This is a genomic window from Paenibacillus lacisoli (assembly GCF_030580655.1).
GTDB classification, from domain to species: Bacteria; Bacillota; Bacilli; order Paenibacillales; family Paenibacillaceae; genus Paenibacillus; species Paenibacillus lacisoli.
The window spans coordinates 1-14,458 of record NZ_JAUQTB010000009.1; the positions used below are offsets into that span (position 1 = coordinate 1).

At 46.5% G+C, this 14,458-nt stretch carries 21 protein-coding genes; 2 read left to right on the forward strand and 19 right to left on the reverse strand.

Features of this window, described 5'->3' with window-relative positions; all coding sequences use genetic code 11:
- Positions 1-49: 49 nt before the first annotated feature.
- The 9 genes from Q5741_RS14775 to Q5741_RS14815 all read right to left on the reverse strand — a co-directional run bounded on the left by Q5741_RS14775 (position 50) and on the right by Q5741_RS14815 (position 4,498).
- Positions 50-253: an NUDIX domain-containing protein gene (locus tag Q5741_RS14775; RefSeq protein WP_305024877.1), complete on the reverse strand. Its 204-nt coding sequence runs from the start codon at positions 251-253 to the stop codon at positions 50-52.
- Positions 220-357, reverse strand: coding sequence for an NUDIX hydrolase (locus tag Q5741_RS14780; RefSeq protein WP_305024878.1), 138 nt, complete (start codon positions 355-357; stop codon positions 220-222). Before Q5741_RS14780 ends, Q5741_RS14775 begins: the two co-directional genes overlap by 34 nt.
- Positions 358-548: 191 nt before the next feature.
- Positions 549-1,085, reverse strand: a complete 537-nt coding sequence (locus Q5741_RS14785; RefSeq protein WP_305024879.1) for an NUDIX hydrolase — start codon at positions 1,083-1,085, stop codon at positions 549-551.
- Between the two features lie 2 nt (positions 1,086-1,087).
- The gene (locus Q5741_RS14790; protein ID WP_305024880.1) at positions 1,088-1,579 is read right to left on the reverse strand and encodes a GNAT family N-acetyltransferase; all 492 of its coding nucleotides are present in this window, start codon (positions 1,577-1,579) and stop codon (positions 1,088-1,090) included.
- 191 nt (positions 1,580-1,770) lie between these two features.
- The gene (locus Q5741_RS14795; protein WP_305024881.1) at positions 1,771-2,280 is read right to left on the reverse strand and encodes a hypothetical protein; all 510 of its coding nucleotides are present in this window, start codon (positions 2,278-2,280) and stop codon (positions 1,771-1,773) included.
- A 122-nt stretch (positions 2,281-2,402) separates the two neighbouring features.
- A complete protein-coding gene (locus Q5741_RS14800; RefSeq protein ID WP_305024882.1) occupies positions 2,403-2,690 on the reverse strand; it encodes a hypothetical protein in 288 nt (95 codons plus the stop codon).
- A 26-nt stretch (positions 2,691-2,716) separates the two neighbouring features.
- Complete coding sequence (locus Q5741_RS14805) at positions 2,717-3,322, reverse strand: histidine phosphatase family protein (RefSeq protein ID WP_305024883.1); 606 nt, start codon at positions 3,320-3,322, stop codon at positions 2,717-2,719.
- A 385-nt stretch (positions 3,323-3,707) separates the two neighbouring features.
- Positions 3,708-3,959: a DUF7660 family protein gene (locus Q5741_RS14810; protein WP_305024884.1), complete on the reverse strand. Its 252-nt coding sequence runs from the start codon at positions 3,957-3,959 to the stop codon at positions 3,708-3,710.
- 44 nt (positions 3,960-4,003) lie between these two features.
- Positions 4,004-4,498 (reverse strand): cysteine hydrolase family protein, encoded by a 495-nt coding sequence (locus Q5741_RS14815; protein WP_305024885.1) that lies wholly within the window; start codon positions 4,496-4,498, stop codon positions 4,004-4,006.
- A 185-nt stretch (positions 4,499-4,683) separates the two neighbouring features.
- On the opposite strand from Q5741_RS14815, the gene Q5741_RS14820 reads away from it, so the two are divergent.
- Positions 4,684-5,184 carry a DinB family protein gene (locus Q5741_RS14820; protein WP_305024886.1) on the forward strand — a complete coding sequence of 167 codons (501 nt, stop codon included), beginning with the start codon at positions 4,684-4,686 and terminating at the stop codon, positions 5,182-5,184.
- Positions 5,185-5,591: 407 nt separating this feature from the next.
- On the opposite strand, the gene Q5741_RS14825 is transcribed toward Q5741_RS14820, so the two are convergent.
- Entirely contained in the window at positions 5,592-6,101 is a 510-nt protein-coding gene (locus Q5741_RS14825) for a GNAT family N-acetyltransferase (protein WP_305024887.1), read from the reverse strand.
- A 184-nt stretch (positions 6,102-6,285) separates the two neighbouring features.
- Between Q5741_RS14825 and Q5741_RS14830 the strand changes: the two genes are divergently transcribed.
- Positions 6,286-6,597 carry a hypothetical protein gene (locus Q5741_RS14830; protein ID WP_305024888.1) on the forward strand — a complete coding sequence of 104 codons (312 nt, stop codon included), beginning with the start codon at positions 6,286-6,288 and terminating at the stop codon, positions 6,595-6,597.
- 62 nt (positions 6,598-6,659) lie between these two features.
- Here the strand turns inward: Q5741_RS14830 and Q5741_RS14835 are convergent, their stop codons facing one another.
- The 9 genes from Q5741_RS14835 to Q5741_RS14875 form a co-directional block, all read right to left on the reverse strand.
- Positions 6,660-7,781 carry a DUF4179 domain-containing protein gene (locus Q5741_RS14835; protein WP_305024889.1) on the reverse strand — a complete coding sequence of 374 codons (1,122 nt, stop codon included), beginning with the start codon at positions 7,779-7,781 and terminating at the stop codon, positions 6,660-6,662.
- Positions 7,756-8,322, reverse strand: coding sequence for an RNA polymerase sigma factor (locus tag Q5741_RS14840; RefSeq protein ID WP_305024890.1), 567 nt, complete (start codon positions 8,320-8,322; stop codon positions 7,756-7,758). Before Q5741_RS14840 ends, Q5741_RS14835 begins: the two co-directional genes overlap by 26 nt.
- A 244-nt stretch (positions 8,323-8,566) precedes the next feature.
- Positions 8,567-8,944, reverse strand: coding sequence for a VOC family protein (locus Q5741_RS14845; protein ID WP_305024891.1), 378 nt, complete (start codon positions 8,942-8,944; stop codon positions 8,567-8,569).
- Between the two features lie 86 nt (positions 8,945-9,030).
- A complete protein-coding gene (locus tag Q5741_RS14850; protein WP_305024892.1) occupies positions 9,031-9,597 on the reverse strand; it encodes a DUF4256 domain-containing protein in 567 nt (188 codons plus the stop codon).
- Between the two features lie 215 nt (positions 9,598-9,812).
- Complete coding sequence (locus Q5741_RS14855; RefSeq protein ID WP_305024893.1) at positions 9,813-10,868, reverse strand: ankyrin repeat domain-containing protein; 1,056 nt, start codon at positions 10,866-10,868, stop codon at positions 9,813-9,815.
- 58 nt (positions 10,869-10,926) lie between these two features.
- Positions 10,927-11,412, reverse strand: a complete 486-nt coding sequence (locus Q5741_RS14860; protein ID WP_305024894.1) for an AAA family ATPase — start codon at positions 11,410-11,412, stop codon at positions 10,927-10,929.
- A 99-nt stretch (positions 11,413-11,511) separates the two neighbouring features.
- Entirely contained in the window at positions 11,512-12,486 is a 975-nt protein-coding gene (locus Q5741_RS14865) for a glycoside hydrolase family 43 protein (protein WP_305024895.1), read from the reverse strand.
- Positions 12,487-12,596: 110 nt separating this feature from the next.
- Positions 12,597-13,469 carry a carbohydrate ABC transporter permease gene (locus Q5741_RS14870; RefSeq protein ID WP_407074366.1) on the reverse strand — a complete coding sequence of 291 codons (873 nt, stop codon included), beginning with the start codon at positions 13,467-13,469 and terminating at the stop codon, positions 12,597-12,599.
- 81 nt (positions 13,470-13,550) lie between these two features.
- Positions 13,551-14,429 (reverse strand): carbohydrate ABC transporter permease, encoded by an 879-nt coding sequence (locus tag Q5741_RS14875; RefSeq protein ID WP_305024897.1) that lies wholly within the window; start codon positions 14,427-14,429, stop codon positions 13,551-13,553.
- Positions 14,430-14,458 lie beyond the last annotated feature (29 nt).

The following is a 14,458-nucleotide window of genomic DNA, read 5'->3' on the forward strand; positions in this document are numbered from 1 at the left end:
ATGCTGTCACAAGCAGCTTAATCACGGGATTTCTGTATGAGGGGTGTTTTCAAACTGCACTTTTGTTGACAACTCCATCAACCTTCGCTTCAAAAACAAACATCACAAACACAACTTCATTCCCATCCGGATATGTATATTTCATTGCTTCACCACTGTATATGGCATACAGCTTATACTCGTAGACCGTCAACCCGGTCTCTTCGTATACTTCACGGATCATAGTCTCTTCGACCGATTCTCCCGGCTCCATGACTCCTCCTGGAATCCCCAATCTCCATAGTTCGCCCTTCGCTGCAGAAGCACCCGGCCGTATGAATCACGAATAACCGCCCTACCTGTGACCACTATTCTCATCTTAAAGCCCCCCTTGCTCGTTAGACAAAATAAGAAAATTTGTTAACATCCCGACCATCCCTATCACCTCTTCTTCTCCTCTGATTTTGCTCTTGATCCGAATTATTCTATACTGCTCATCCATTTCACGTTCAAACTCTATAACAAAAAAACAAACCCCAGTCCAGCTGCTATGCATATATAAATGCCTCTCACCCCTTCACCCTATAGCCATTCAAGAATTCCTTCACGAAGGTCATATCCCTGACACGGATAAACCTGCCAACCTCATCCTCTGGATTGTCCTTCTCTAACAGTGCGGCAATCTCATGGATCGGAACCCATTTCAGAACAAAGCCATGCGACTGCTCTTGTTCGGTAAAGGAAGGTCCCACTGAATCTCCGTCCACGCGGGCGATATAACCATAAGAAAACTGAATAAGCTCATGGCATTCTCTTACCTCGATAATGAACCCCAGCTCATGTTCAATCACTGCCTTGACCCCTGCCTCCTCCAGCAGTTCCCTGGTTAGTGCATCCCGCGCATCTTCTTCGCCCTCCAGACCGCCTCCCGGCAATTTGTGATAACCTTTCGCGGATACATACAGCAGGGCGATTTCATTCCTGTCGTTCAGCAGGACGGCCCTCGACGCCTTTCTTAAAGTATACAGCCGTTCCTCGGTACCTTTATCCTTAGTCTTCAAACCAGCCTCAGCATCATAGTCATGGATTTCTTTTAAGAGTTTCAACCCTACCCATCCTCCCTTCTGTTAAATTCTGATAACTCCTTGACCATAACATACCAGCTGTCCGTTTGCTCCGGGTAATCCCGCTTCTCTACAATGTCATAACCCATCTTGGAATACATCTCAATGTTATCCGGGAGGGAAAGCCTTGCCCCAACACGCACTTTTAGGCAGCCTTCTCGCACAGCCAAATCTTCAATATAATGCATCATCTTCCGGCCTACCCCCTGTCCTCGGCAGGAGGGCAGGACAGATACGCGGCCGATATACATCACCGTTTCCGATTCCTTGTAAAAGAGCGCCGTTCCAACAGGAACCTCTTCATTCCTTACCAGTACGGCATAACCGCGTCCGTCCAGTTTGGCCCGAATTCCATCTTCAGTTTCACTGAGCGCTCCGGAAGGCGGATCTAGTTTTCCATCATACTCCCGGAATGCATCACGGATGATCTGTGCAACAATAGAAATTTCACTGTCCTGGGCGATGCTGATCTTCAACACGCAGCCTCCACTCCATTCAACTTCATCTATCTCTTCTTAAAGTTATCCACGATCAGAGAAACTTCGTTACTTTAATGTAGCCTACCTGTATTGTAGCCTACCTGTTCACAACATCCAATATACCGTTAAAACGCCAAAAACCGCCCGAATCTCGGACGGCTTCTGGTCCCTCTGTGAAGGAATTTTACTTACTGTTTATTATGGTACTCCTGCTGAAGATACCGGTGATAGTCGTGAAAATTATGAATCTGGCCCGCCTGCAGCGAGGGAGCCGATTGAATACGCAGCATTCCTGGCTGCTTTTTCATCTCCATGATAATGCTTTTTGAACCATGAATATCTTTGGACATATTGGCCATTCGCTTTGCCAGAGCCGGGTACCCCTGCTGCTGCAAAATATCTGCCATTTGCTTCATTTCCCCCAGCTTGCGGTCCGATTGGTCCAGGTATCCGAGCACTTTACTCGAATCCGTGCTTGTATTCAATGCGGCGATCCGCTGAACGTGATCCTTCTCCAGACGTTTCAGTGCATCCAAGTGAGAGGCCTCCAGCTGCTTCGGATCTCCCCAGTTCTGTGCTTGCATGGAATGGGATTCACTGGCCCGTGTCGCCGTATTCACATTATGGTTAGCGCAGCCCACCATCAGGACAGCATAAGCTGCCAAGGTTCCGACCACGATCCTGCTTCTCCATTTCATGGTATCCACTCCTTCATTATTCACTGAAGGTAGTATCCACCGAGTCAGGCCATTTATGCACAAAAAAACGATTAGATATGTAGATCCTTGTCCGTATATAACATGACCGTGTACTTCGACAATTAACCTCTTTTGAACAGCCCCGCCATACTAACGACTACACCGATCAGAACGGTGACTAAGCTTAAACTCGGGAATTGTAATTGGAAACTCGAAAAGGAGCTAAAGAAAAAGCCCAGCAGAATAAGTTCTCCGCCGAAGAACATCATTTTTCTGCCATCCAGTCTGTTGAATCGGATTGCCATAACCACGATACCAACAAGAAGCACAGCAACGAACAAAATACTGAGCACATCAAAGCCCGTTTGTGTCAGCGGAAACCAGCCGTAAATCCCAGGTTGATACTCCATTTGGCTTCACTTCCCCTCACGTAAACTCATAAATGCTCAATCATCGCAAAAGAAGCCATCTCAAATTCTCCCTCCGCATAGTTCAGCCTGGTGATGGAGCATTCGGGAATTAACCCACTCTGCAGCCGGATAAATTCAGGATGCCACCTGTTCAGGTCCTGCTCAGCAAGCGTATGGACCAGAAAATCCGTAATAATTCCGCCATGTGTAACCAAAACAATATGACTGTCCGGGGGATGCTTCAGCGCCATTTCAACACACACCGAAGCCATCCGCTGACCAGCCAGTTTAGCTGAATCCCCGACTGGTGGCAGATAGGCAGGTTCCCGGGTACAGCGTTCCCACATGGCTATAAACTCTTCAAATGATTGTCCGGGTAGATCCCCCCAATTGGCTCTCTCCCTCAGACGGCTGTCCGTCTCAACTGCAGCGTGTGTCTCTACGGCAATATATCCTGCTGTTTCCTGCGCCCGTCGCAGCGGACTCGCTGTGATAGCCGTAATGGGCGCATGCAGTTGACCAAAATAGCGTGCTGTTGCCTCGGCCTGCAGAATTCCTTCTTTAGTGATCGGAACGTCTCCGACCGCTTTTTCCTTCAATGCATGCCTCACCAGATACAAAGTCGTACTCACGTAACCACCCCATTTTCCAAAAAAACTGTTCTCTTCATTGACCTCGGCTTTTACGCACTATTCTAGCTATCTTGTCTAAGAACAAGCCAACAAAGATCCAAAATACCAGGTGAAGCAAGTAAGTAATGGTATAGGCGTAAACAGGCGTACCTGGCTGGGCATAGAGATCTGTGAGCCAACCATTAAGCAATAAATTCAAGGGATTTATGAGGAATAACAAAATATTTTTGTCATCATTCCCCGTAAGATTAATAAGGCAGACCATGACGGAGAACAGAACAGCTCAAAAGGTGAATTTTTTAAAAACCACACTCACACGTTTCCCTCACTTCCACAGGTTCTTCTCCTTCTTTACTTGGGACTAGCCATAGACCTGGTAACCGGATTATTCATACATTTTGCCCATATACAAAATCTGAGCACACCGCCGCCATGGATTATCCGGCTTATCATAAGCATGCAGCCCGTCTACAGAAGCCGCTCCCCATTCCGCTGCCGCTTCCAGAAAAGATGTGATCGTTGTATTCTCCCACGAATTCATGTCTACTGTGGAATCATGACCCAGCGCCTGAATAAATTGAACGAATGTTTCCTCGTTATAGACTTCGTTGACCCGCTCAAATAAAGTTTTACTCATTCTGATTCCTTCTTCCAACCGCTAGGATGTGTAGAAACTGGTTCCTATTGATTTAACATAAATTGAATAACCGGATGCGAGATCAGATTCCGGTCTCTGTAGGTTGAAGTAATAATATCGCTGTGCGTACTAAGAATACCGTTCTGCAGCAGGACTGGTTTGAAACCTCTTTCGTTAGCTCCATTGTAGGTAAACAGCACACAGTGCTCAGCTGCAAACCCGGCAATTACGACTAGCTCTACCCCATGATCTCGCAAAATTTGCTCCAGATCCGTCTGCCAGAATGCATTGGAATTCTCTTTGGTCAGCTTCAGGTCCGTTTCGCGGACGTCAATCTCTGGAACGACTTCATACAAAGCATGGTTGGACTCGTCCCTGCCTTCAATATCCTGGATATGAACAACCAGCTGTCCTTTGGAACGCATCAAATCTGCAACGTAGTTAATGTACATGCATGCTCTATTGATGACCTTTTGTTCTAGGGGGTCCTCCTGCAGATATACGGATTGCATATCAATAATTAAATAAGCGATTTTCATGAATAGCAGCACTCCTTTTCCTTCCATCTATAGATTCCCAAATTATAGCACTTCCAGGGCTTAGCTGGAGAGGATTTATTCGTTTATAACAGAAAAAGCCGGATGGCTTTAATCTCTCCAAGGAAATAAGCTTTTGACGTTGCATTATTTAGCAGAAGATATGTAATACCATGGAGGGATTCATATTGTCCGAAGAAACGATTCCGCTGTATGAGTATCATGCCTGGGCTAATAAGATTGTTTTCTCACACCTGCATATACTTCCTGAAGACATTTGGAATCAAAATCTTACTAGTGTGTTTCCCTCAATTCACCAGCTGTTGTCTCATATGTTAGCGAGTGATGTGCTGTGGCTCAGCGTGATGTGTGAACGTCCTTTTGAAGAGGCGAGAGCTGCACGGAACCGGTTAATTGAAGAAACCGGAACAGAAACTCTGACAGGAATGAGAACACGATTTGACGAGACAGTAGATCAGTACAGGACTTTCCTGAATCAGAGTAATCCTGCACTAATTATTCCCTTAGCACACCCTCACTACGGAACCTTTAATTCAACGCTGTCAGCGGTTGTACAGCATGTGGTAAATCACGGGACCTACCATCGGGGCAATCTCACGGCCATGCTCCATCAATTAGGCCATCAAGGTGTTCCAACGGATTACGTTTTTTATCTGTATCAGGCCTGAACCTATGAGGCTGCATATCACAAAGAGTCAGGTTACGTAACCTGACTCTTTGTTTAATTGGGTACAGCACACCGGCACGTACATTCAGAGGATAGTTTTTTCTCTATAGAGTTCGCTTTTCAAGGATGGGCGAAGCTTGCCATGTTCGATTCGTTCTATCCTGCTCCCATCTGCTCCATCATAGAGTTGACCGCAGGTCAGACACTGCTTGATCACATCCCCCTTCTCCATATGCGTAAAATAATGAAGCTCTCCCTGACAGAACTCACAAGATTCCTCGTAGGATCTGTTGTAAGTAAACTACGATGGTTAACTTGTATCTCTAATCTCTTGTTCTTCTAAGCTCCTGAAGAATTAAATCCAGCCGCTCCATGATCTGCTCATCGTTCTCCAGCTTCTTCTTCGTGTTAACATCCATTCGGATTACCGTTAATATCAGCTTGAACCAGCACTACTGAGGTCTCAATCTGCCTCTCTGGTATGTTCCAGTATTTACGCAGCAATATTTCCTTCTCCTGTTCCGGAGCGAGCTGAAAACCATTTTTCTCATAAAATCGAATCGCCCAACTGGCTGAGGCCCATGTGCCGATTAATACCGGTTTGTCTGTTCCTCTCAGGATACGCCTTAACAGCTGACTCCCTATTCCGGCTTGTCTCTGACTGGTTCGTACATAGGCATGTCTGATTAGAGAAACCTCACCTTTGTCCTGAATTCCCATCACACCAATCAGTCTCCCGTGGGTACCGGTATAACCCCAAAAAACCACACCCGCACCCAGCTCCTGCTGTAATTCCTCAAGGGTCATATAAGGCTCGTGATATCGGTCATCCGGAATGATGCTTTGATAAGCTGTGGCTGCGTCATTAATGATCTCTTGAATCGTGCTGATCTGTTGATCTTCACACAAATGAATCATATTCCGAAACCCCCGTCTACTATGTATTGAACTGCAGACTATCCTATTATAAATAACAGCATTTAAGAACATCTACATACAAATAAATATGCAACTCAGCATACCCACTAGGAAGGGAATTCGCAGGTAATTACGAATAAATACATGTCTGTGAAAATAAACCAATATCCAGGAGGAGATCTATATGCGCAAAATGTTGACGGTATTATCTATATCCGCACTAACCCTATCACTGGCAGGTACTGCGGGAGCTGCTCCTATTATCGAACAGCAGAACAGCAAATCCCCTATCCAACTGTATGATACAACGATTCCTCTTACTGTGGGAAGTTCCTATCTTATGTCCGGTGATGCCTGGATTATCCTCTATGGAGAGAATGTGGTTCAGCTAACAGGTAACAAAGCAACCATGATCAACCCAGGAACAGCACAAGTGAAAGCCTTTAAATCCAATGGCGCCCTGCTGGGTGTGTATACGTTCAGAGTTACAAGATAGACAGGAATAGAAAAGTGAAGAAACGGCACACCATCGGCACCTTCTTCACTTTTAACCCCCTATCAATGGACTGGCACCTTCATCTCCAGTTCAGGGATGTACTCCTTTTTCGGATATCCATCCGCATCAAGTTCAAACTGGCTGGGGTCATCGGCTTTAGTCATATATTTGAACACTTTAATGGTGATTGATTTCGGAATAGCAGTGACCGGCTCAAATCGGGTGTCCGCAATCAGCGTATGTCCATTCGTTGGATTCCACCCGTTCCCGCTCACCAGCTGCAATGAATTTCCGTGTTCGTCCAGGATATCATAATTCAAATCCGGCATACGGGATTGGCTGCTCTCCGGTACCTGAATGCGGGTAGTGATGACAGTAGTAATAGGTGTAAACTCTACTTTTTCCAGCTCTAATTGGATACGGTTGAACTTTTTGTGGATATCGGCATTAATCACTACATTCTTCCCTGTTTTGGTGACAGGCACTTCGATGGCAAAAGGCTCCCGGATCCCGTCCAAGGTGATCTTCAATCCAAGATCAAAGCGATCCGGAAACTTTGGCCCTCCCTGGTTAGAACGATCCGAGAATTGGATAATCGTGTGGCTGCTATCCTTGCTTGGCACCATGTAAGGGTCTATGAAGTTGTCCGTATTCGCCGGGGCGAAGACACTGATCGGCTTACCGTTAATTGACAACTGAATGTCACGGATCAGATCGTTAATATTTTGTCCCGTATTAGCACTCTCGGTTTCGCTTTCTAAACCAACAGATACACGTGTACCGTCATACACCACGACAGGAACCTTGAGGGTTATGCCGCTGTGGGTAATCTTATGATTGGATGTCTGGATCAGAAGGGCTTTTTCATCTGCCGTCTTAAGCCCGAGATCTCCCGCAATTTGAAAGACGGCAGCCATACCCGGAATTTGCTTCATCGCTTGAGCCATAGCCGGTGAGACAAAGCCGGTCCCCATGACAAGAGCTATAATGACTGCTGCAGACGCCGCGGTTACCAGAATTTTATATGTGATAGGACGACGCTTCGGGGCTTTGTTCTTGTTCGTGCCCAAGTTCACGATGTAACGGTGAAAGGTCTTCTCAACCAGATCGACTTCAACAGGCGTGTCACGGATCATTTGCTCCAGATGTGACATTCCGTCATCCTCCAAGCGTCTGCTGTTCATATAGCTTGGCTCCTTCCTTTTTCTTGTATTGGATCAGCTTCTTACGTATACGCTCATAACGCTTTCTCACCGTGACCGGCTTGAGATCCATAATTGAAGCGATCTCGTCATAATTGTAGTCTTCAAGGGAACGCAGCAGGAGAATCTGTTTCTCTTCAGCGTTCAGATTATCCAGCAGATCATGAATGATCTCCGTATATCCAGGATTGTGTCTGTCTTCGTTTACCTTTTTGTATTGGTTCAGGAACTGGAAACTTTTTTTCTTTTGCTTAATTAAGTCCGTGCAGTGATTGCGTGCTATTCTGTACAGCCAGGCTGAGAAAGACGAATAATAAGAATAACGCTGGATATTCTCAAGTGCTTTGATAAAAATATCCTGAGCCGCATCTTCAGCTTCTTCACGGCTTTGCAGCAGATAGTAACAATACAGATAAATCCGCTTCTGATAACGACGGATCACATGAGTATACGATTGAACGTCCCCTTGGCGAACTTGTTCCAGGACGGATATTAATTCTTCATCATCAGTTATGCAGCTCATACGCAGCCTCCCTTCTGACATGTATAACTGAAAAAGACGGCTGTTTGTGACAAGAACATCTTAAAAATTTACAGGTCAAAAAACAGCCGATTTCAGTAAATATAAAAAAACCTTTCATTCAATAAGACATTAGGCTCATCAGATCCGATGTCCTGCTGTCTTATGCACGAAAGGGATGTATCATTGGTTCAAGTCTACTATTCAAACTGGCTATTCGGAAGTGCTTGGAATCTCAATGTATACTTCAAGAATAGCTCGACAGCTCAATCAGATTCCCATCCGGGTCCCGGATATAAACAGATGTAATCGGAGCCATAGCACCTGTGCGCTGAACCGGTCCTTCTTCAATCTCAATACCTTGTGTGTCTAAATGCTCCACAATTTCCGCAATAGATATACTCGTTATAAAACAAAGATCTTCTGAACCCGGCAAGGGCTTATTGGCTTTGGGCTCGAATTCATTACCATATTCATGAAGGTTAATTTTTTGGTGTCCAAAGACAAGAGCTTTTCTGTCCTCACCAAAAGTAACGAGTTCCATCCCTAAGACATTGGTGTAAAAATGAATTGTCTTGTTCAAGTCTCTAACTGTAAATACCAGATGGTCTATTCTCTCGATCATTTGATCAAACTCCTTTCACGCAGCCACTATTCATAACCGTCCAATGATATTTGTCTTTAGCGAAGTTGTGGATTTATGCGGCTCACTCACACCCGTAAAGTGCCACGAAAACCTCGGGCTCCATAATAGGATTCTGCTCCATTGTGGTACACAAAGACCGTATCATAGCGACGATCACAGAAAATGGCCCCGCCAAGCTTGCGAATCGCAGCCGGTGTCTGTACCCAGCTCGATGTCTTCAGATCAAAACTCCCGAGCTTCTGCAGTTCCCGATACTGCTCCTCTGTCAAAAGTTCAATCCCCATGGCTGCTGCCATACCAGCAGCATTGTTTTCCGGCTTATTATTCTTTCTCGATTCCAGCGCCTCCAGATCGTAACAAACACTTCTCCGGCCCTTTGGACTTTCCACGGAGCAGTCGCAAAAGATATATTCATCCGTCTTCTCATCATAACCGATAACATCCGGTTCTCCGCCCGTCTCCTCCATTTCATTAAGCGACCACAGCTTATCCGAATTCGACTCCAGCTTCGCTTGTACGTTTGCCCAATCCATACCTTCGTGGCGATTCATATTTTTATCAAAACGGGCTTTCAAAGTTCCAAGCAGTGCCTCGCATTGTTCTAAAGACAATGTCCTGTTTCTAATAGTCATATGCCCAGCTCCTTGTTTCTTGATTAAAACGGATTTAGGTTATCTGATTCTATGCTCCTCTATGGATTCCTGCCATCATATTCTCTCTTTCCCGGTTTCCGTCCAACCTTTTGACTGCAGTGCAACTATGAATATAAGCACGAATAGCATCCCCTCTTCTTAGCTGGATAGCGCTTAGGGAAAGGGGATGTATTTTTGCCTATATGTTGAACTATTTACCGCTTATAATCAGGCTGTTCCAGAGCTATCGGATGCGGATTGCTGAGTACCCACTGCACCGCCAGTTCGCATAGTCTTGCAGGCTCATCCTCACCTTTTCCGCTATGAAGTTCTTTGGCTAATGCTGCTGCCTCCTGAAGTAAAGTAGAACTCAAGGGTGTACCCAAACCAAAGTAATCAATCAACCGATTAAGCATTTTACGATATTGAAGGTCCCAGTTGGTACCCCCATTACCTAAAATTTCGCATGAAATTTTACCCGTAATACGGATGACCTCACCCTGTACCGTTTTTGCATGACCTTTTGAAGGGACCAGTAGACTCCAGAGCTCTCCATGCTGCGCCTGCCATCCCTTTGTTGATATGGTTATGGAGGAAGTGCCGTCATGCGTCATTCGCTTCCCTATAGGAGTAACATCAAACAGCTCATATAGACGTAATAGAGCCTCATCGGTTTGTTGCAAATATTCTTCATTGAATGCTTCTCTGTGAAATTCAAAGTCAGTTCCGATTCGTTTAACCGAATCTTTCATTTCCGGTGTTACAGCTGTTCCAGCAGCTAGCAAAATACCAGCAATTTCCGCCATATTAACAATATTAACGTTACTGCACAAGGACAAAGCTTTTTCTAATGGTGTCTTTCCCGCTATATTTTTGGCGTTGATATTCGCGCCTCTAGTTACCAGGATATGAACCGCTTTGGGATGAAATGAACCTGCGGCAGCAAATAATGGGGTCTCCTTCCGATTATTCATGGCCTCTAGATCCGCACCCAAATTAAGCAGCAGCTCCGGATTTCCACACCAACTTCGGGCATGATTATGTAACGGTGTTTCTCCGTAATTATTTCTGGCATGGATATCAGCACCTTTTTCCACTAGCCAGCGGACCAATTCATCCGGTACCTGGTAAAAGCTCAAGGCTGTTGATTTACTATGCCCTCCACGAGCATCCAGTTCGCATCGGGTAAACACGTCTTTTAATGCTGTTACATCACCCGCAGTAATTAGTTCCTCAAAATTTTTCGGTAAAGTTTTTCTCTTCCTGCCCATTTGTCATTGCTCTCCTTCGTTCATAGTTTAGTTGTTCTTTGAGTACCAGGCTATACGTTTACCAATGACTTCGTACCCAGTCTTTTATGTATTCTGCTGCTTTTTCTGGCGATAACATGGTCGTATCTAAGGTTGTCATTGGCGGATCAAACGCTTGCTCCGAATTCATGAGCAGCCAGTCTGCAAAGCTCTTATACTCTGCAATTAAGTTTTCTTCCCATCCTCTTGCTCGCAGTCTTTGTTCACGTGTCTGATCATTACAATGCAGATTGATATAAAGTATTTTATCAAACCTATCTCGATATTCGGCTGTTTTAATATTTTCCGGCACCATGGTTCCGCACAAAATCGTTCCACGACCGCTTAAGGAAATACTATAGGCTATGCGCAGCCAATTCTCTTTAGCAATTTGCCAATCGATATTATTAATACTGTCCATATTAAATACGTCAAAATCGGGCAGTAACTTGCGGAGCAATGAACTAACCGTCGTTTTCCCGGTTCCGCTGGCACCTGTAACCACAAATAAAGGAAGTTTCTTCATTAATTTATCCTCTTTTCATTCTACCCTCCCCGTCGATCCACGATCAATAACCAAAAAGACCACCCCTTACAGGGCGGTCTCTCCAATCTAAAGCCAACTTTATGCCAACGATTCCATACGGGTGTCCGGTCTCGGCACACCAAAATCCGGGGTTCCATCTTCCCTCCAATGAATCACCTGCACGCGTGTATGACGGTTCGGGTCATACAGCGGATCGCCTACGATATCCTTGTAGCTCCGTGCATGATAGACCAGCAGATCCAGCCCGCCATCCTCAGAGACGGTGAAGCTGTTATGTCCCGGGCCGAATTGCCCGTTCTCCTCGGAAGTTACGAAGACCGGTGAAGGTGACTTGTGCCATGAGCGCGGATCGAGCAGATCACTGTCTTCCCCGGCTGTCAGCAGGCCCATACAGTAGTTGAAGTCCGTTGCACTCGCTGAATAAGACAGGAAAATACGTCCGTTACGCTTCAGAATGGCCGCGCCTTCGTTCACCAGAAAACCGATCTTCTCCCAGTCATATTCCGGGGTGCTGATGCAGACCTGCTTGCCGCGCAGCGTCCACGGGTTCTCCATCTCTGAGATATACAGGTTCGAGTTGCCCGGGATTGCTGGGTCCTTCTGCGCCCATACATAATATTGGATCCCCTTGTGTTCGAAGGTGGTCGCATCCAGCGCAAACGATTCCCACGCCGTCTTCACCAGCCCCTTCTCCACCCATTCCCCCTCCAGCGGATTTTCGGCATCGCTCTCAAGCACAAACATCCGGTGGTCGAACAGGCCGTCCCGGGTTTCGGAAGTGTGGGCAGCTGCAAAATAAATGTACCATTTGCCTTCAATATAATGAATTTCCGGTGCCCAGATGTTGGCGCTCATATCGCCGGCATCGTGCTTGAACCAGACGGTCTTCCCTTCGGCTTCGGACAGTCCGGCAATAGTCCGCGAACGCCGCAGCTCGATACGGTCATACTCCGGTACGGAAGCCGTGAAATAATAGTAGCCATCGGTATGGCGGTAGATCCAGGGATCTGCCCGCTGCTCGATTAATGGATTACGGACAACATATTCAGCCATGGCTGCTCTAACTCCTTCTCTGTCACTGTACAGCCGCCGCAGCCTCTCCAGCTATAGGCGAAGCGCTTGAGCTGCACAGTGTGTTTTTTAATAACTAGATGACTTCATGTCTAACCCTTGATACCTGAATTCAGATTAATAGACTGAACAAAATACTTCTGCGCGAACAGGAACAGCAGCAGTGTCGGAATGATGGCCAGAATTGCTGAACCCATCAGCTGTCCGATCATCCGGTAGTTGCCGTATATATCCTGCAGGAGCAGCAGACCGGCGGTTACCGGCATCTTCTCTACGTCCGTATACACGATGACTGGCCACAGGAAATCATTCCAGGACCCTGTAAAGGAAAACAGCGCACACACAATCAGCACCGGCTTCACCAATGGCAGAATGATCGAAAAGTAAATACGGAAATCACTGGCACCATCCACACGTGCGGATTCGTCGAGGTCTTTTGGAATGCCGTTCATGAACTGACGCACGAGAAAGATATTCCCCATCCCTGCAAGCCCCGGAATAATCATCGCCCAAGATGTGTTCACCCAGCCGAGAGCATCGATAATTTTATAGGAAGGAATAAGGTTCACAACACCCGGGAAGAACGATATGCCTAGTAAGGTGAAGAATAATGCATCTCTCCCTTTGAAGTTCATACGCGAATAACCATACCCTGTAATTGAAATGACGACGACGACCAGCAGCGTGTGCAGCGTTGCGATAAACACCGAGTTCCACAGCCACTGCAGAATAGGTGCCGTTGAAGTGTTATCGAGAATTGCTGTGTAGTTCTCAAAGTTCCAGCTCTCGGGGAAAAGCCGGAATCCCGCAGAGACCACTTCGGTCTGGGAGCGGAAGGAGGTCGTGATCCCGAATAGGATGGGAACCGCCCAGATGAGACAGATTACGATGAGAAACAAGTATGCCATATATTTGGAGATCCCGCCGGAACGCGGAGATCTTCGGATGCTTGCTGACCGGACCATCGGAAGGTCCTTTTCTAAGCCAACCTGGTTTGCCATTCCGTTACACCTGCCCTTTTATCAAATCCATGCTGCCGCTTGCAATTAATTAGCATTCCGGTTCATCACATAATACTGGAGCGCGGAAATGACGAGAATGACAAGTCCGAGCAGGACTGCCATCGCAGAGGCCATTCCGGCAATGGATTCCCCGCTGCCAAACGCCAGTCTGCGAATATACATCATTAGCACCGTTGTCCCTTCCTGCGGGCCGCCCTTGGTCATCATCAGCGGCTGCCCGAATACGTTAAAGGCTCCGGCTGTCGTCATGACGAACGTATAGATCAGCGGGAATCGAATAGAAGGAATCGTTATGCTGGTGAATCTGCGGATCGCGCCTGCTCCGTCCATTTCTGCGGATTCATACAAATCCTTGGCTACCCCGCTGAGGGATGCACGGTAAATGATCATGTTCCCGCCAACGCCGCCCCAGATCGTTAATACGACAATGATAATCCAGGCGTAAGGCTGATTCGCCGCCCACACGGTCTCCGAGCCGAATACATTCCCGGTAATCCCCAACTGCTTGTTGAAGATAAGTGCCCAGATCAGAGCGGCAGCGGAAATGGAGATTAGACCAGGAATATAGATGATGGATTGAATCAGACTTTTGCCCTTTACTCCCTTATGCTCCAGAGCTACCGCAATCATCAGCGGAATGACAATCAGAAGCGGTACACTGAGGATCACGAAAATAAATGTGTTCCACATCCCGTTCGTAAACTGGTTATGGAACGTTGAGCTTGTGTCAAACAGGATCGTCCTGTAGTTATCCAGTCCCACCCACACCGGGTCGCCAATCAAATTCCATTGTGTGAATGAGGCATATATCCCGTAGATCGTTGGCAGAAGGATGAAAATAATGAATAAAATCAAATGCGGACCAACAAAAAATACGGGTGCCAGCTTGAATCTCTTCGTCATGCCCTTTCTCCTTTCCCAAGAGGTGAATG